18 protein-coding genes are annotated in these 14,934 nt (G+C 74.0%); 6 read left to right on the forward strand and 12 right to left on the reverse strand.

The genetic code is table 11. The annotated features are described in order from the left end of the window. The coding region (locus EFE23_RS28260) for an LppU/SCO3897 family protein (RefSeq protein WP_439650869.1) at nt 1-1,563 on the forward strand (1,563 nt) is incomplete at its 5' end. 59 nt (nt 1,564-1,622) lie between these two features. Here EFE23_RS28260 and EFE23_RS28045 read toward each other — a convergent pair. After that, a complete protein-coding gene (locus EFE23_RS28045; protein WP_148058503.1) occupies nt 1,623-1,907 on the reverse strand; it encodes a hypothetical protein in 285 nt (94 codons plus the stop codon). A gap of 118 nt (nt 1,908-2,025) precedes the next feature. On the opposite strand from EFE23_RS28045, the gene EFE23_RS21240 reads away from it, so the two are divergent. Continuing rightward, entirely contained in the window at nt 2,026-3,861 is a 1,836-nt protein-coding gene (locus tag EFE23_RS21240) for an NHL domain-containing thioredoxin family protein (protein ID WP_123242701.1), read from the forward strand. Between the two features lie 37 nt (nt 3,862-3,898). On the opposite strand, the gene EFE23_RS21245 is transcribed toward EFE23_RS21240, so the two are convergent. Genes EFE23_RS21245 through EFE23_RS21260 form a run of 3 tightly spaced genes read right to left on the reverse strand, consistent with a single transcriptional unit; the run spans nt 3,899 to nt 6,352 of the window. Then, the gene (locus tag EFE23_RS21245) at nt 3,899-4,648 is read right to left on the reverse strand and encodes a LamB/YcsF family protein (RefSeq protein ID WP_123242702.1); all 750 of its coding nucleotides are present in this window, start codon (nt 4,646-4,648) and stop codon (nt 3,899-3,901) included. Beyond that, the gene (locus tag EFE23_RS28590) at nt 4,632-5,693 is read right to left on the reverse strand and encodes a 5-oxoprolinase subunit C family protein (protein ID WP_199737167.1); all 1,062 of its coding nucleotides are present in this window, start codon (nt 5,691-5,693) and stop codon (nt 4,632-4,634) included. Before EFE23_RS28590 ends, EFE23_RS21245 begins: the two co-directional genes overlap by 17 nt. 47 nt (nt 5,694-5,740) lie before the next feature. After that, a complete protein-coding gene (locus EFE23_RS21260; protein ID WP_123242703.1) occupies nt 5,741-6,352 on the reverse strand; it encodes a 5-oxoprolinase subunit B family protein in 612 nt (203 codons plus the stop codon). A 73-nt stretch (nt 6,353-6,425) separates the two neighbouring features. Between EFE23_RS21260 and trhA the strand changes: the two genes are divergently transcribed. Beyond that, nucleotides 6,426-7,103, forward strand: coding sequence for a PAQR family membrane homeostasis protein TrhA (gene trhA, locus EFE23_RS21265; RefSeq protein WP_123242704.1), 678 nt, complete (start codon nt 6,426-6,428; stop codon nt 7,101-7,103). Nucleotides 7,104-7,167: 64 nt separating this feature from the next. Here trhA and EFE23_RS21270 read toward each other — a convergent pair whose 3' ends face one another. Next, nucleotides 7,168-7,455: a DUF6458 family protein gene (locus tag EFE23_RS21270; RefSeq protein WP_123242705.1), complete on the reverse strand. Its 288-nt coding sequence runs from the start codon at nt 7,453-7,455 to the stop codon at nt 7,168-7,170. A gap of 116 nt (nt 7,456-7,571) precedes the next feature. Between EFE23_RS21270 and EFE23_RS21275 the strand changes: the two genes are divergently transcribed. Beyond that, nucleotides 7,572-8,111 carry a SixA phosphatase family protein gene (locus EFE23_RS21275; RefSeq protein ID WP_123242706.1) on the forward strand — a complete coding sequence of 180 codons (540 nt, stop codon included), beginning with the start codon at nt 7,572-7,574 and terminating at the stop codon, nt 8,109-8,111. A gap of 44 nt (nt 8,112-8,155) precedes the next feature. Here EFE23_RS21275 and EFE23_RS21280 read toward each other — a convergent pair whose 3' ends face one another. The 5 genes from EFE23_RS21280 to EFE23_RS29345 all read right to left on the reverse strand — a co-directional run bounded on the left by EFE23_RS21280 (nt 8,156) and on the right by EFE23_RS29345 (nt 11,748). Then, nucleotides 8,156-8,425, reverse strand: coding sequence for a DUF6458 family protein (locus EFE23_RS21280; protein WP_013283345.1), 270 nt, complete (start codon nt 8,423-8,425; stop codon nt 8,156-8,158). 317 nt (nt 8,426-8,742) lie between these two features. Next, on the reverse strand, nt 8,743-10,599 hold the full coding sequence (locus tag EFE23_RS21285; RefSeq protein ID WP_123242707.1) for an acyl-CoA dehydrogenase: 1,857 nt from the start codon (nt 10,597-10,599) through the stop codon (nt 8,743-8,745). A 115-nt stretch (nt 10,600-10,714) separates the two neighbouring features. Beyond that, nucleotides 10,715-11,086, reverse strand: a complete 372-nt coding sequence (locus tag EFE23_RS21290) for a DoxX family protein (RefSeq protein ID WP_199737168.1) — start codon at nt 11,084-11,086, stop codon at nt 10,715-10,717. Then, on the reverse strand, nt 11,087-11,479 hold the full coding sequence (locus tag EFE23_RS29340) for an NAD(P)-dependent oxidoreductase (RefSeq protein ID WP_255421171.1): 393 nt from the start codon (nt 11,477-11,479) through the stop codon (nt 11,087-11,089). Further along, nucleotides 11,365-11,748 carry an NAD(P)H-binding protein gene (locus EFE23_RS29345; protein WP_255421172.1) on the reverse strand — a complete coding sequence of 128 codons (384 nt, stop codon included), beginning with the start codon at nt 11,746-11,748 and terminating at the stop codon, nt 11,365-11,367. Before EFE23_RS29345 ends, EFE23_RS29340 begins: the two co-directional genes overlap by 115 nt. 87 nt (nt 11,749-11,835) lie before the next feature. Here EFE23_RS29345 and EFE23_RS21300 point away from each other — a divergent pair, with 87 nt between their 5' ends. After that, nucleotides 11,836-12,324, forward strand: coding sequence for a MarR family transcriptional regulator (locus EFE23_RS21300; RefSeq protein WP_123242708.1), 489 nt, complete (start codon nt 11,836-11,838; stop codon nt 12,322-12,324). Between the two features lie 14 nt (nt 12,325-12,338). Here EFE23_RS21300 and EFE23_RS21305 read toward each other — a convergent pair whose 3' ends face one another. Beyond that, entirely contained in the window at nt 12,339-13,466 is a 1,128-nt protein-coding gene (locus EFE23_RS21305; RefSeq protein WP_123242709.1) for a PP2C family protein-serine/threonine phosphatase, read from the reverse strand. A gap of 73 nt (nt 13,467-13,539) precedes the next feature. After that, entirely contained in the window at nt 13,540-14,163 is a 624-nt protein-coding gene (locus tag EFE23_RS21310) for a septal ring lytic transglycosylase RlpA family protein (protein WP_123242723.1), read from the reverse strand. Between the two features lie 205 nt (nt 14,164-14,368). Between EFE23_RS21310 and EFE23_RS21315 the strand changes: the two genes are divergently transcribed. Next, the gene (locus EFE23_RS21315; RefSeq protein ID WP_123242724.1) at nt 14,369-14,905 is read left to right on the forward strand and encodes a phosphoribosyltransferase; all 537 of its coding nucleotides are present in this window, start codon (nt 14,369-14,371) and stop codon (nt 14,903-14,905) included. Nucleotides 14,906-14,934 lie beyond the last annotated feature (29 nt).

A 14,934-nucleotide genomic window follows, 5' to 3' on the forward strand; every position in this document is an offset into this window, starting at 1 on the left:
GCGTCCGCCCGGGCCAGCGCCGCCGTGCCGGCCCCGGACTCGCCGCCCGCCTGGGCCGACAACCAGGACGATCCGGCACAGTGGACGTCCCGGCGCACGGCCGTTCCCGAGGCCGAGCCGTGGGCGCCCGGCGAGGCGTGGGGCCGGTCCGGAGAGGCCGGCCCGGCCGAGTCGGCGTCGCCGGGCTGGGAGCCGAACCGCGCCGAGGACGGCCCGGCCTACCAGCCGGCCCCGGGCCCCGGCATCTCCCCGGCGAACGCCGTACCGCTGCCGCCGCAGGAACAGCGGGTGCCAGGAGCCGCCCTGGCCGCCTCGCCGCCCGCCGACTACCTGCCGGCGAACCAGTTCGGCCCGGCCGCCGAGTCCGCCGAACGCGACCCGCAGGGGTACGAGCCGGAGCGGGCCGCCTGGGGCACGCCCGAACCGGCCCGTGCCGAGCCGCAGTCGCCGGCCGGACCGGTGGTGCCCGCGCCGCGTACCTCCCCGGAGTCCGGGGCCGTCTCGGCCAGCGCGGCGGTGCCGGTGGCCAGCCGGGTGACGCCCCCGGCCGACCAGCCGCTGCCCGCGGCCGGCATGCCCGCGCCGCAGCCCCGGGTGTACGGCCGGCCCACCCGGCCGGAGGACGAGGAGGGCCCGGGGCAGGACGCGCCGAACGGGTTCCCGGAGCAGGGTCCGCGCTTCGACGAGCACGGGCACCAGTCCCGGCCGGACGAGCCGGAGCGGCCCAACGCGTTCGCCGACGTCCCGCCGGCGCAGTCGTCGCCGGCCGGCCCGCCGCCCTTCCCGCCCGGCCTGCCGTCCTTCGTGGACCCGGCCGGCAACAACCGTCCGGTCAACGGCGTGCACCCGCAGAGCGGCGACCGCCCCGGCGACCCGTTCGGCAACTCTGGTGACCCCTTCGGCGGCCCCGGCGGGCAGCGCGACCAGTTCGGCGCGCCGGGCGCGTTCGGTGGCCCGGGCGGGCACCCCGACCAGTTCGGCGGCCCGGGCGGACACCCCGACCAGTTCGGCGGCCCGGGCGGCCAGCACGACCCGTTCGGCGGGCCGGCCGGCGGCCGGGCCTCGGTCGCGGTCCCGGGCCAGGGGCCGGGTGAGCCGGGACCGGGCGGCTTCCCGCCCGCGTTCCCGCCGCCGCCCCAGCAGGCCCCGCCGGCCTGGCAGCAGAGCCCGGCCGGCAACCCGGAGCAGGGCCGCTTCGACGCCTTCAAGCCGGAGGCGGAGTCGACGGGCGAGGCGCCCGCGCCAAAGGTCCGCAACGGCAGGGTGCTGGCGCTCGTGCTGATCGCGGCGGTGCTGATCCTCGCCGTCCCGCTCGGCGCGCTCGCCCTGCTCGGCAAGCTCGGCGGCGACGACAACAAGCCGCAGCCCTTCAACCCGGCCGTGGGCTCCTGCATCAAGCAGTCCGGCACGACCGCCGCGGCGGCCGACTGTGCCGAACCCGGCGCGTTCACGGTCGTCTCGCGGGCCGACAGCAAGGACAAGTGCCCCGACCCGGCGCAGCCCAGCGTGACGCTGCGGAACGAGGCGAACCCGGTGCTCTGCCTCAAGCCGGCCGGCAAGTAGCGCGTACCCGACGGCGGGGCCACGGTGATCCGTGGCCTCGCCTGGTCACATCCGGAGCGTCAGGCCGCACCCTCGTCATCGGCCTCGCCCGGACGGTTCACACCACGGACCGCGGCCTCGATGCGCAGCAGCAATCCGCCGAGGACGAGCACCGCCCCGAGGAGACCGTTGAAATAGATGATCAGGACGCCGATCATTGCCGCCACAGTGCCGACAACCCCGACCAGCGCACCCGGTGGAGCCGGTTGGTCTGCGGGATTCGCTCTAGAGAACACGGCGGCAGTGTAGGAAGTGATCGCCACCGCCGCCCCGTCGGGCGGAACGTCACCCTCGCCGACCTGCACCGCCCGACCGTCCCGTTGAATTTCTTGGTTCCTGCGCCTGGGCGAGGCCATCGCCCGTACGCCGTTACCTGCACCTCGTCGCGCCGGATGGTCGCCCTTGGTAAGGCACGATGGGGTCATGAGCGCACGCGTACGCGCCCCGGAGCTGCGGGGTCGGGCCTGGCTGAACACCGGCGGGAAGGACGTCACCCTCGCCGACCTCCGAGGTCGTATCACCGTCTTGGACTTCTGGACCTTCTGCTGCATCAACTGCCTGCACGTGCTCGACGAGCTGCGCCCCTTGGAGGAGCGCTACGGCGACGTGCTGGTCGTGATCGGTGTGCACTCGCCCAAGTTCGAGCACGAGAAGGACGCCGACGCCCTGGCGGCGGCCGTCGAGCGGTACGGCGTGCACCACCCGGTGCTCGACGACCCCGAGCTGGACATGTGGCAGCAGTACGCGGCGAAGGCCTGGCCGACCCTGGCGGTGGTGGACCCCGAGGGCTACGTGGTCGCCACCATGGCCGGCGAGGGGCACGCCGAAGGGCTCGCCAAGCTGATCGACGAGCTGATCGCCACCCACGAGGCGAAGGGCACCCTGCACCGGGGCGAGGGGCCGTACGTCCCGCCCGCCGAACCGGAGACCACGCTGCGCTTCCCCGGCAAGGCCGTGGTGCTCGACGGCGGCAATCTGCTGGTCTCCGACTCGGCCCGGCACTCCCTGGTCGAGCTGGCTCCCGACGGCGAGCAGGTGCTCCGGCGGATCGGGTCGGGTGCCCGCGGCCACGCCGACGGCCCGGCCGACACCGCCACCTTCGCCGAGCCGCAGGGGCTCTGCCTGCTCCCCGAGCACGTCGCCGAGGTGGCCGGCTACCACGTGGTGGTCGCGGACACGGTCAACCACCTGCTGCGCGGCGTACGGCTCGACACCGGCGAGGTGGTCACGGTCACCGGCACCGGCCGGCAGTGGCGCTCGACGGTCGACGACCACGCGCACGACGCGACCTCCGTCGACCTCTCCTCCCCCTGGGACGTCGCCTGGTACGACGACCGGGTCGTGATCGCCATGGCGGGCATCCACCAGCTCTGGTGGTTCGACCCGATCAAGCGGACCGCCGGCGTGTACGCCGGGACCACGGTCGAGGCGCTGCGCGACGGACCGCTGCCGGACGTCTGGATGGCCCAGCCCTCCGGCCTGTCCGTCTCGGTCGACGGCAGCCGGCTCTGGATCGCGGACAGCGAGACCAGCGCCGTCCGGTACGTCGAGGACGGCGTGCTGCACACGGCGGTGGGCCAGGGACTCTTCGACTTCGGCCACGTGGACGGGCCGGCCGAACGGGCGCTGCTGCAGCACCCGCTGGGGGTGTGCGCGCTGCCGGACGGTTCGGTGCTGGTCGCCGACACGTACAACGGGGCGGTGCGCCGGTTCGACCCGGCGACCGGCCAGGTCGGCACGGTGGCGGACGGCCTGGCCGAGCCGAGCGACCTGGTGCTCACCCCCGGGGGCGACGTGCTGGTGGTCGAGTCGGCCGCGCACCGGCTGACCCGGCTGGCCCCCGGCGCGCTGACCGCGGCCGGCGCGAGCACCGTGGACGGCCCCCGGCACCGGCTGGAGCGGAAGCCGACCGACGTGGCGGCCGGCGAGCTGACCCTGGACGTGATCTTCACGCCCGCGCCGGGGCAGAAGCTGGACGAGACGTACGGGCCGTCGACCCGGCTGGTGGTCTCGGCGTCCCCGCCGGAGCTGCTGGTGGAGGGGGCGGGGACGACCACCGACCTGTCCCGCCGCCTGGTGGTCGACGGCGCGGTGGCGCAGGGCGTGCTGCAGGTGACCGCCCAGGCGGCCACCTGCGACGCCGACGTCGAACATGCCGCCTGCCACCTGACCCGGCAGGACTGGGGTGTCCCGGTCCGGGTGGTCGCCGACGGCGCCCGCCGTCTCCCGCTGGTCCTCCGCGGCATGGACCAGGGCTGACGTACGGCCCCGACGGTCAGGAAGGGGGCCGTTCCGTTCACGCGAACGGAGCGAGCGTGACGCCGGCGTCGATCAGGGCGGCGCGGACCAGCTCGGCGGCGCGCACGGCGCCGGGGCTGTCGCCGTGCAGGCAGATCGACTCGACCTGGACGGGGATGACACTGCCGTCGACCGCGACGACGGTCCGTTCGGTGGCCATCCGGACCGCCCGGGTGGCCACCTCGTCCGGGTCGGTGACCAGCGCGTTCGCGGCGGTACGCGGCACCAGTTGTCCGTTGGGCAGGTAGTTCCGGTCGGCGAAGCCCTCGGCGACCACCCGCAGTCCGGCGCCGACGGCGAGCTGGGCCAGCACCGAGCCGGGCGGGCAGAGCAGCGGCAGCTCGTGGTCGTAGCCGCTGACGGCGGCGACCAGCGCGGCGGCCTGCGCCTCATCGCAGGCGGCGGCGTGGTAGAGCGCGCCGTGCGGCTTGACGTAGCGGACCCGGGTGCGGAACAGCCGGCAGAAGGCGTCGAGCGCCCCGATCTGGTAGATCGTCTCGTCCCGCAGCTCGGCGAAGCCGTACGCGATGTGCCGCCGGCCGAAGCCGGCGAGGTCGCGGTAGCCGACCTGGGCACCGACGGCGACCCCTCGCGCCGCGGCCGCGGCACAGACCCGGTGCATGGTGGACGCGTCGCCGCCGTGGAAACCGCAGGCGACGTTGGCGGAGGTGATCAGGTCCAGCAGCGCCTCGTCGTCACCGAGCCGCCAGATGCCGAATCCCTCCCCGAGGTCAGCGTTGAGGTCCATGGAACGTCACCGTAGTCCCTGGCCGGGCCTGCGCGAGCGGGGTCACGTCGTCCACCACCCCGACGACCGGGTATCCGCCGGTGGTGGGGTGATCGGCGAGGAAGATCAACGGTTGGCCGTCCGGTGGCACCTGCACGGCGCCGAGGACGAGGCCCTCGCTGGGCAGCTCGCCGGCCACCGCGCGGGGCAGGGCCGCGCCGACCAGGCGCGCACCGACCCGGTTGCTCAGCGGGCTGATCGCGTACGCGGTGCGGAGCAGCAGGTCGAGCGCGGTGTCGCCGAACCAGTCGTGCCGGGGACCGAGGCGGAGGGGCAGCCGCAGCTCGGCGGGGACGGGTGGGGTGACGGTGAGGTCCACCGGTGCGGGCGGGCCGACGGCCGGGCCGAGCGGCAGCCGGTCACCGTCGCGCAGCGGGGGCGGGCCGAGCCCGGAGAGGGTGTCGGTGGCGCGGCTGCCGAGCACGGGCTCGACCGCGATCCCGCCGGCGACGGCGAGCCAGGTACGCAGCCCGGCGCGGGCCGGCCCGACCCGCAGCACCGCTCCGGCGGGCAGGGACAGCGGCCGACCGACGTCGCCGAACCGGCGCTCGACCTGGCCGGCGGCCCACCGGAGCAGCTCGTCGCCGTTCCCGGGCCGACGCTCGACCTGGGCGGCGGCCTCCCGCAGCCGCTCGCCGCCGTCCCCGGGCCGGCGCTCGACCGTTCGGCCGGCCGTGGGCGGGCGCTCGACCGGTCGGCCGGCCGTGGGCGGCGCCGGGTCGGTCGGGGCGGCGAGGGCGGTCGCGCGGGCCGGCGGTCGCTCGATCCGGACGTCGGCCTCCGCCCCGGTGAGCGCCACGGTGACGGCACGGGTGAAGCGCAGCGCGCAGCCGGTCAGGGTGATCTCCAGGCCGGCGGCGGTGGCGGGGTTGCCGACGAGCCGGTTGGCCAGGCGCAGCGCGGCCGGGTCGAGCGCGCCGGACCGGGGGACGCCGAGGTGGGCGTACCCGGGGCGGCCCTGGTCCTGGACGGTGGTGAGGGCGCCGGCCCGGAGCACCTCGATCACGCTGGTTCGCGACTGCGGGGCTCGCCGGATCGGCGCACTCCCCGCGCTCACGGGGTCACCAGCCGGACCCGGGTGCCGGGGGTGAGCCGGGCCGGCGGATCGGCGTGCACGTCGAAGAGGACCAGGTCGGTCCGGCCGACCAGCAGCCAGCCGCCGGGCGAGGCGCTCGGGTAGATGCCGGCGTACGGGCCGGCCAGCGCGACCGATCCGGCCGGCACCCGGGTGCGCGGGGTGGCGAGCCGGGGCACGGCCAGCTCGGCCGGCAGCCCGGTCAGGTACGCGAAGCCGGGCGCGAAGCCGCAGAAGGCCACCCGGAACTCGGTACGCCGCAGCCGGTCCACCACCGCCGGCACGCCGACGCCCCAGTGCGCGGCGACGGCGGGCAGGTCCTCCCCGTCGTACACGGTGGGCACCTCGACCTCGGCGGTGGCGTCCGGGTGGGTGTCGCCCCGCGGGGTCCAGCCGGCGATCCGGGCCGCGGCCGCCGCCGGGTCCGGTACGCCGTCGACCAGCACGGTGGCCGCGGCCGGGACGATCTCGACGGCGTCCAGCTCGCCGGCCTCCCGGCGGCGCCAGAGCTCGGCGCGCCAGGCCTGGACCTGGTCGGGGTCGTCGCAGTCGAGCAGCAGGGCGTGCGCGCCCACGGGCCGGATCCGCATTCCGCCATCCTCGCGGATCCGCGTGACGGTACACACTACTTGCAAGTAACCTACGGTGCCGTAACCTATTGGCGTGACCACCTCCGCTCCGCTTCGGCTGAAGCCGGTCGACATCGGTAAACCCCGGATGCGCGGCTGGCTGCACACCTACGCCTTCTTCGTCGCGCTCGTCTGCGGCATCGTGCTCTGCTCGATCGCGGCCACCCGCCCCGGCTGGGCCCCCCTGGTCAGCTGCCTGATCTACAGCCTGACCGTGTGCGGCCTCTTCGGCACCAGCGCCCTCTACCATCGCCGGGTCTGGTCGCAGCGGGGCTACCAGATCATGCGCCGGCTGGACCATTCGATGATCTTCCTGTTCATCGCCGGCACGTACACGCCGTTCTGCGCGCTGCTGCTCAAGCCCCGCCCGGCCGAGCTGATGCTCGGTCTGGTCTGGGGCGGCGCGCTGGCCGGGGTGGCGGTGAAGCTGATCTGGCCGCACGCGCCCCGCTGGGTCTCCGCGCCGCTCTACCTCGCGCTCGGCTGGGTCGCGGTGGCGATGCTGCCGCAGATCCTGCACGGCGGCGGCGTCACCGCCCTGGTACTGCTGATCATCGGAGGCGCCATCTACAGCGTCGGCGCCGTCTTCTACGCGCTGCGCAAGCCGAACCCGTGGCCGACCGTCTTCGGCCACCACGAGTTCTTCCACGCCTGCACGCTGGTGGCGGCGATCTGCCACCACATCGCGATCTACTTCGCGCTCTTCTCCTGACGGCCCGGAACGAGTTCGAGGGCCCCGCGCCGTTGCGGGGCCCTCGACGTCTGCGGGGGATGGATCAGGCCGGGTAACCCGGGCGGCGCACCTCGCGGTACTCCTCGCGCACCACGCGGTCGTCCTGCACCGGCACGGTCGGCTGGGCGACGACCCGCTCGCGCACCGGGGCGGCGACGACCGTACGGCGACGGTTGTTCCAGAAGTACATCGTGAGGAGCAGGCCGACGACGCCGACGAGCATGAGCACCCAGCCCACGACGTGGACGTCGAGCCATCCCAGGTTGGCGTCGATGGCGAACGCGAAGATCGCGCCCAGCGCGATGAGGAAGATGCTGGCACCGATGCCCATGACGTCGCCTCCTTGGCGTTCTGCTGGCGTTTCCTACCCGCCGCGGCCATGGCTGAGGTAGCGGCATCCATCGACTTACCCAGGCACTCGGATCGCCAATCAGGCAAGCTGTCGGCATGACCGACGGCAGCAAGCAGGAGCGGACACTCGTGCTGCTCCGGCACGCCAAGGCCGAACAGCTCCGGGAGGACGGCCCGGACGCGGAGCGCCCACTGACCGCCCGGGGGCACGCCGACGCGGCGGCGGCCGGGGCGTGGCTGGCCCGGCACACCCTCGTGCCCGACGTGGTGCTCTGCTCCCCCGCGCGCCGCACCCGGCAGACCTGGCACGGGCTGGCGATGGGCATCACGGGATCCCCGCCGGAGGGGGGACCGACGGGGTCGTCACCGGTGGTGCGCTACGAGCCGACCGCGTACGAGGCGCGGCCCGAGGACCTGCTGGAGCTGGTCCGGGCGGTCCCGCCGGGCACGGGCACGGTGCTGCTGGTCGCCCACAATCCGGGCATCTCGCTGCTCTCGGCGCTGCTCGACCCGCAGCGCGCCGATCCGGACGGGCTACGCACCACGGACCTGGTCGTGCACCGCCCGACCACCCGGTGGGCCGCGCTCGCCCCGGGCGGCGCCCCGATCACCGGCCGGCACACCGCCCGCGGCTGAGGGGTGAGGAGGGCCCCCCGGTCAACGCGCCGTCTCGGCCGCCGTCAGGACGGCGGGGCGGTGGGCGGCGGCGGGTCGGGCGGCGGGGGCATCATCGCCGTCGGGTGGGAGAGCCGGTTCTCCTCCACGATCAGCGTGCGTGCCCGCTTACGCCGGTCCTGCCAGAACCAGAGCGTGGTGAGCAGGACGCCCAGTCCGGCCAGGATGAACACCCAGCCGACCGCGCGCAGGTCGATCCACCAGACGTTGGCTCGGATGGCGAAGGTCATGATCGCGCCGAGCGCGATGAGAAAGATTGCGCTGCCAATGCCCATGTGCGCTGCACTCCCCCGTGCGGTGGCCCTTGGGCGTGCTCGGTCGTGGTCCGCGACGGTTACCCGTCCCACGGCCGCCTACCCACCCCGGACGGGCCGATGACCGCCGACGGCGAGGCCCCGCACGGCTGATCGACTCGTTCTGCGGCAGGTCGCGGCCCTTCAGGTCGCTGGTTAGCGCCCTTTGCGGCCTGCCGAGTGGATCGAGGCGGGACGTGCCGTTCCGCCGGCTCGACCGGCGGAACGTTCCCGCACGACGGCGGCCGGCGAGCACGTGCTCGCCGGCCGCCGTGGTCAGCCTCGGATCCCGGGAAGGATCAGAACGCCTCCTCCGGGAGGTCCATGATCTCCAGGTCGGCGCCCTCGATGATCCGCCGGTCGGCGCCGATGCGGGGCAGCACCTCGCGGGCGAAGAACCGGGCAGCGGCCACCTTGCCGGTGTAGAACGCCTGGTCGGCGGCGGAGACCTCGCCACCGAGGGCCGTCAGCGCGACGTCCGCCTGCTTCTGCAGCAGCCAGCCGACCACCAGGTCACCGACCGCCAGCAGGAACCGGCGGCTGCTCAGGCCGACCTTGTAGAGGGCCCGGTGATCGCCGCCCTGGGCCTCGCCCAGCCAGCCGGTCATCACGCCGAGGATGTTCTGGATCTCGGCGAGCGCCTTGCCGAGCGCCTGCCGCTCCTCCTTGAGCTGGCCGTTGCCGGCCTCGGAGGCGATGAACTCCTGGATCTCGCCGGCCACCGCCATCAGGGCCTTGCCGTTGTCCCGGACGATCTTCCGGAAGATCAGGTCCAGGCTCTGGATCGCCGTGGTGCCCTCGTACAGGGTGTCGATCTTGGCGTCCCGGACGTACTGCTCCAGCGGGTAGTCCTGGAGGAAGCCGGAGCCGCCGAAGGTCTGCAGCGCCTCGTGGCCCAGCAGCTCGTACGCCCGCTCCGAACCGACCCCCTTGACCAGCGGGAGGAGCAGGTCGTTGACCCGCTTGGCCAGCTTGGTGGCCTTCTCGTCGCCGGCCGCCTCGGCGATGGCGACCTTGTCCTGCCAGCTGGCGGTGTAGCAGACCAGCGCCCGCAGGCCCTCGGCGTACGACTTCTGCATGAGCAGCGAGCGGCGCACGTCCGGGTGGTGGGTGATGGTCACCCGGGGCGCGCTCTTGTCGGCCTGCTGGATCAGGTCGGCGCCCTGCACCCGGTTCTTGGCGTACTCGAGCGCGTTCAGGTAGCCGGTGGAGAGGGTGGCGATCGCCTTGGTGCCGACCATCATCCGGGCGTACTCGATGATCATGAACATCTGGCGGATGCCGTCGTGCTTCTCGCCCAGCAGCCAGCCCTTGGCCGGTACGCCGTGCTCGCCGAAGGTCACCTCGCAGGTGTTGGAGACCTTCAGGCCCATCTTGTGCTCGACGTTGGTGGCGAACACGCCGTTGCGCTCGCCCAGCTCGCCGGTCTCCTCGTCGAAGTGGTACTTCGGCACCACGAAGAGGGAGAGGCCCTTGGTGCCCGGGCCGCCCACGCCCTCCACGCCGACCGGACGGGCCAGCACGTAGTGGACGATGTTGTCGGAGAGGTCGTGCTCGCCCGAGGTGATGAAGCGCTTGACGCCCTCGATGTGCCAGGAGCCGTCCGGCTGCGGGATGGCCCGGGTGCGGCCCGCGCCGACGTCCGAGCCGGCGTCCGGCTCGGTCAGCACCATGGTCGAGCCCCACTGCTTCTCGATGAAGAGCTTGGCCCACTTCTGCTGCTGCTCGGTGCCCTCGACGTGCAGCACGTGCGCGAAGGACGGGCCGGAGGCGTACATCCAGATCGGGGCGTTGGCGCCGAGCACCAGCTCGGCCAGCGACCACCAGAGGGCGCGCGGAGCGTTCGTGCCGCCCAGGACCTCGGGGAGGTCGAGGCGCCAGAACTCGGAGTCCATGAACGCCCGGTACGACTTCTTGAACGACTCCGGCAGCGGCGCGGTGTGCGTCGCGGGGTCGAAGACCGGCGGGTTGCGGTCACTGTCCGAGTAGCTGGCGGCCAGGTCCTCGCGGGCCAGGCGGTCGACCTCGGAGAGGAAGCTACGGGCGGTGTCGACGTCCAGGTCCGTGTACGGCTGCTGGCCGAACGTCCGGTCCGCCCCGAAGACCTCGAACAGGTTGAACTCGAGGTCCCGAAGGTTGCTCTTGTAGTGGGTCATGCTCGCTGGCCCCGCTTCCGGACAGGTGTTACCGATCAGTAACCCCGACTCTATTACTCGCGGGTAGCCAACGACAAGCCGATCTCGGAAGTGACAGCGATTACACACTTCCGGTTCAGCTTCCGGCCACCCCCAGCGCCAGCGTGGCGCCGGCGAGCACGAGAAACCCGTTGGCCAGCGCGAACTGGCCGGAGTAGTCGCGGGCGAGCAGGTGGGTGTGCACCGCGCAGGCGAAGAAGAGCACGAGCCCGGCAGCGGCGACCCCGATCCACGGCACGCCGGCCAGCCCGAGGAGCAGGCCCGCCGCGCCCGCGGTCTTCAGCGTGCCGATCGGGAAGGTGAGCCAGGACCGCGGTACGCCGGCCGCCGCCATCCCGGGCAGGATCGGTCGGAAGTGGGCCAGCGCCGCGATGCCCGAGAAGCCGGTGGCGACGACCGCGAGCAGGGTGACGACGACGTACGTGGTGTGCACGAGGAACTCCGGCACCTAGTTGGCGACGCCGACCGTCTGCCGGATCGACTCCGGGCGGTCGAGCAGGGCGAGCATGAGCTGGGCGACGTCCGCCCGGGACACGGTGACCCCACCCCGGATGTTCCGCCCGTACGCGGTCCGGGAGCGGCCGGTCGCCGGGCCGTCGGTCAGCCGGGGCGGGCGGACCACGGTCCAGTCGAGGGCACCCTCCCGCAGCTCCTCCTCCATCAGCGCCAGGTCCAGGTAGTGCCGCCGCAACACCCGCAGGATCACGGGTCCGAGCACGAAGCGCATCAGCGGACCGTCGCCCGGGTCGCGCCGCGGCGGGTGGGGCCGGCCCGGTGACGGCACCACGCCCACCGGGGCGGCGCTGACCACGACGATCCGTCGTACGCCCGCTCCGGCCATCGCCTCGGTGATCGCCCGGGTGCCCCGGGACGCCACGCCGGCGTCGGCCGCGGTACGGGGCCGAGGCCGGAGAGCACCGCGTCGGCGCCGTCGACCGCCGCCCGCAGCGCCGCCCGGTCGGCCAGGTCGGCGGTGACCAGCCGGGCGGCCGTGCCGGGCAGCCGGGCGGGATCGCGGACCACCGCGGTGACGTTGTGACCGGCGGCCAGCGCCCGGTCGACCACGTGCCGGCCGATCCCGCCGCTGGCCCCGAAGATCGTCAACTGCATCCGCCGCTCCTCCGTCGATCGCCGCTCGACGCGGCGGAACCTCGTAAGATATGGAAACCGTAACAGTTGATACGAGGTTCAAACAATATGAGTTCCGTAGGTTCTGCGGACGCGCGTCGACGGCGCCGGACGGCCACCCGGATCAAGGACGAACTGCGCGAGCTGAGCAATCAGCTCGCGCTGCTCAACCACCACGTCGGCGTACGCCTGTCGCTGCGCGACGTGGACCTGGACTGTCTCGACCTGATCGCCCGGCACGGGCCGCTCAGCCCCGGCGCGCTGGCCCGCCGGGCGGGCCTGCACCCGGCCACCGTGACCGGCATCCTGGACCGGCTCGAGCGTGGCGGTTGGATCGTGCGCGAGCGGGACCCCGACGCCAGCGACCGGCGCTCGGTGACGGTCCGGGCCCGGCGCGAGCGCAACGGTGAACTGTTCGGCCTGTACGCCGGGATGAACACCGCGATGGACGACATCTGCGCCGGCTACGACGAGGCCCAACTGGAGGTGATCGCCGACTTCCTGCACCGGGCCGGGGAGGCCGGGCGTCGGGCCACCGACGAGTTGGCGGAGGGCTGAGCGGGCCGGAAGCGTCAGCTCTCGGTCGCGCCGACCTCCCAGCTCGGGACGGCGGCGGTCACGCCGCTGCTCGGGCCGGTGTATTCGATCAGCACCAGCGCGATGTCGTCGTCGAGCCGGCCGTGCACCCACTCGACCAGCGCGGTCTCCAACGAGGCCAGACCGTCGGCGACGGTGCCGTGGCCGAGCAGCCGCCAGGCCCGGTCGGCGGTCGGGAAGAACTCGCCGTCCCGTCGGGCCTCGCCGAGCCCGTCGGTGAAGAGCAGCAGCCGGTCGCCCGGTTCGAGCCGCTCCACCCGGGGCCGGACCACCGGCATGAAGCCCAGCGGCGGCGCCGGCGCCGGGGGTTCCAGCGGGATCACCGCGCCCCGGCGCAGCAGCAGCGGCGGCGGGTGCCCGCAGTTGACGATGGTGAGGGTGCCGCCCCGCTCCTCGACCAGGGCGGCGGTGACGAAGTCCTCGTCGCCCACGTTGCGGGCCACCGCCCGGTCCAGGTCGGTCACCACGGCCCGCAGGTCGGCCCGCTCGTACGCGACGTGCCGGTAGGAGCCGAGCACGATGCTGGCCAGCCGGACCGCGTCCAGCCCCTTGCCCCGGACGTCACCGATGATCATGCGGACGCCGTACGGGGTGTCCATCACCTCGTACAGGTCGCCGCCGATCTCCGCGGTGGCGGTGGAGGAGATGTAGCGGGCGGCCACCGCGAGGGTGCCCACCTGGGGACCGAGCGGCCGGAGGACGGCCTGCTGGGCGACCGAGGCGAGCCGGGACAGCTCGGCGATCCGCTCCGACTGTCGCTGGCGTACCGCCGCCACGCCGGCGGCGATCGCGGCGGCGAGCGCGATCCCCGCGACGTTCACCGCGGTGACCAGGGAGGTGGTCCCCTCGGCCAGCGCGAAGGCGACCCCCGTGCCGGTGGCGAGCACGCCCAGCCCGAGCACCACCCGCCAGGACGCGAGCGCGGCGGCGAGGAGGGGGGCGGCCGCCATCAGCGCGAGGTAGTGCACCGGCCGGCCGTCCGCCAGCTCCACGGCGGAGACGAGTGCGAGCAGCGCGAGGGCCGCGCCGATGCCGGCGCGGGAACCGGGGCTCAGCGGGCCGCGGCCCGACTGGAGAGGTTGCGTGCGTACACCGGACAGCATGCCTGATGGACGTGACCGGGTGAATGAGCCTGGCGGGTGGTCCGTGGAACTTCCGCCCGGTCCGGTCACCCGGTCAGCCGAGGACCTCGTACCGGACGTCGACCTCGCCGAGGTCGGTCGAGGCGATGGCCGCGAAGGCCGCCCGGGACAGGTCCAGGCACCGGCCGTCGATGTACGGGCCGCGGTCGTTGATCCGCACGATCACGGACTTGCCGTTGGCCGGGTTGGTCACCCGGACCCGGGTGTTGAACGGCAGCGTCTTGTGCGCGGCGGTCAGCGCGTCCGGGTTGAAGGTCTCCCCGTTCGCGGTCATCTGGCCCTCGTCGTAGAAGGACGCGCCGCAGGAGCCGCTGTCCACGACCTTCGGGGCGGCGGTGGTCTTCCTGGCGGTGGGCTTCGGGCTGGCGGTCCGGGTCTTGCGCGAGGCCGCCTGGGTGCGGGTCACCTTCGGGCTCGGGGTGGCCTTCGGCGACGGGCTTAGGCTCGGCGACGCGCTCGGCGAGGCGGACGGGGACGCCGAGGTGGGGGCCACGGTGCTGGGCAGGGCCTCGACGGCGGCCGACTCGGCGGCGGGCTCGCCCGAGGTGAGCTGGACGGCGCCGACGGTGCCGCCGACCGCGAGCACCACGCCGACGGCGGCGGTGGCGGCGATGCCGGTGGGCGAGAACTTACGGTTGCGGAAGTGCCTACCAGCCACCACCGGGTCCTTTCGTCAGCGGAACAAACCGGCTGGGACCGTAACGAGAGAAGCACTTCCGAAGTCAACGTGATCATGGTGCTATGCCCGTATTTACCCCGGTACGTGTAGCCGATCAAGCCACCCAGCCTCCCCCGAACGGAGGAAGGATCGCTGGCCGGGGCCGGTGCGGCATCGCCTGGCGCCGGTGGCCGAGGATGGGGGCGTGCTGAGCCGACGTCTGGTCGAACTGTTCCGCTGGGTCGATCCCGGCCCGGGCAGCAGCCATCTGGTCAGCGACACGGCCGGCTGGTGGCGTGATCCGGCGGCGCTGGCCGACCTCGGACCGGCCCTGGCGGGGCTTTTCCCGGCCGCCCGGCCCACCGTCGTGGTCGCCCCCGAGGCGACCGGGCTGCTGCTCGGCCCCCTGGTCGCGGTCGCGGCCGGCGCCGGCTTCCTGCCCGCGTACAAGGACGGCGGCGAGCGGCGGCGGGTCGGGGCGCTGCGCTGGGCGGAGACGTCCCCCGACCACCGGGGCCACCGCCAGCGCCTCGGCCTGGACACCGCCCGGCTGGGCCCCGCCGACCGGGTGCTGCTCGTCGACGACTGGGTGGACAGCGGCGCGCAACTCGACGCGCTGCACCGGGTGGTGGCCACCACCGGGGCGGAGGTCGTCGGGGCGGTCGCGGTCGTGACCACCTGCCCGCCGGCCGTCGCCGAGCGGCTCCGGCTGCGCACCCTGCTCACCGGGGACCGCCTGTGAGCGCTTGACCTCAAGCGCGGTTGAGCATC

Source organism: Micromonospora solifontis (assembly GCF_003725545.1).
GTDB lineage: Bacteria > Actinomycetota > Actinomycetes > Mycobacteriales > Micromonosporaceae > Micromonospora > Micromonospora solifontis.

Coding starts and splice junctions, on each gene's coding strand:
- EFE23_RS21240 (WP_123242701.1), top strand. CDS start 2,026: ATGAGCGCACGCGTACGCGCCCCGGAGCTGCGGGGTCGGGCCTGGCTG.
- EFE23_RS21245 (WP_123242702.1), bottom strand. CDS start 4,648: ATGGACCTCAACGCTGACCTCGGGGAGGGATTCGGCATCTGGCGGCTC.
- EFE23_RS21260 (WP_123242703.1), bottom strand. CDS start 6,352: ATGCGGATCCGGCCCGTGGGCGCGCACGCCCTGCTGCTCGACTGCGAC.
- EFE23_RS21270 (WP_123242705.1), bottom strand. CDS start 7,455: ATGGGCATCGGTGCCAGCATCTTCCTCATCGCGCTGGGCGCGATCTTC.
- EFE23_RS21275 (WP_123242706.1), top strand. CDS start 7,572: ATGACCGACGGCAGCAAGCAGGAGCGGACACTCGTGCTGCTCCGGCAC.
- EFE23_RS21280 (WP_013283345.1), bottom strand. CDS start 8,425: ATGGGCATTGGCAGCGCAATCTTTCTCATCGCGCTCGGCGCGATCATG.
- EFE23_RS21285 (WP_123242707.1), bottom strand. CDS start 10,599: ATGACCCACTACAAGAGCAACCTTCGGGACCTCGAGTTCAACCTGTTC.
- EFE23_RS29340 (WP_255421171.1), bottom strand. CDS start 11,479: ATGGCCGGAGCGGGCGTACGACGGATCGTCGTGGTCAGCGCCGCCCCG.
- EFE23_RS29345 (WP_255421172.1), bottom strand. CDS start 11,748: ATGCAGTTGACGATCTTCGGGGCCAGCGGCGGGATCGGCCGGCACGTG.
- EFE23_RS21300 (WP_123242708.1), top strand. CDS start 11,836: ATGAGTTCCGTAGGTTCTGCGGACGCGCGTCGACGGCGCCGGACGGCC.
- EFE23_RS21305 (WP_123242709.1), bottom strand. CDS start 13,466: ATGCTGTCCGGTGTACGCACGCAACCTCTCCAGTCGGGCCGCGGCCCG.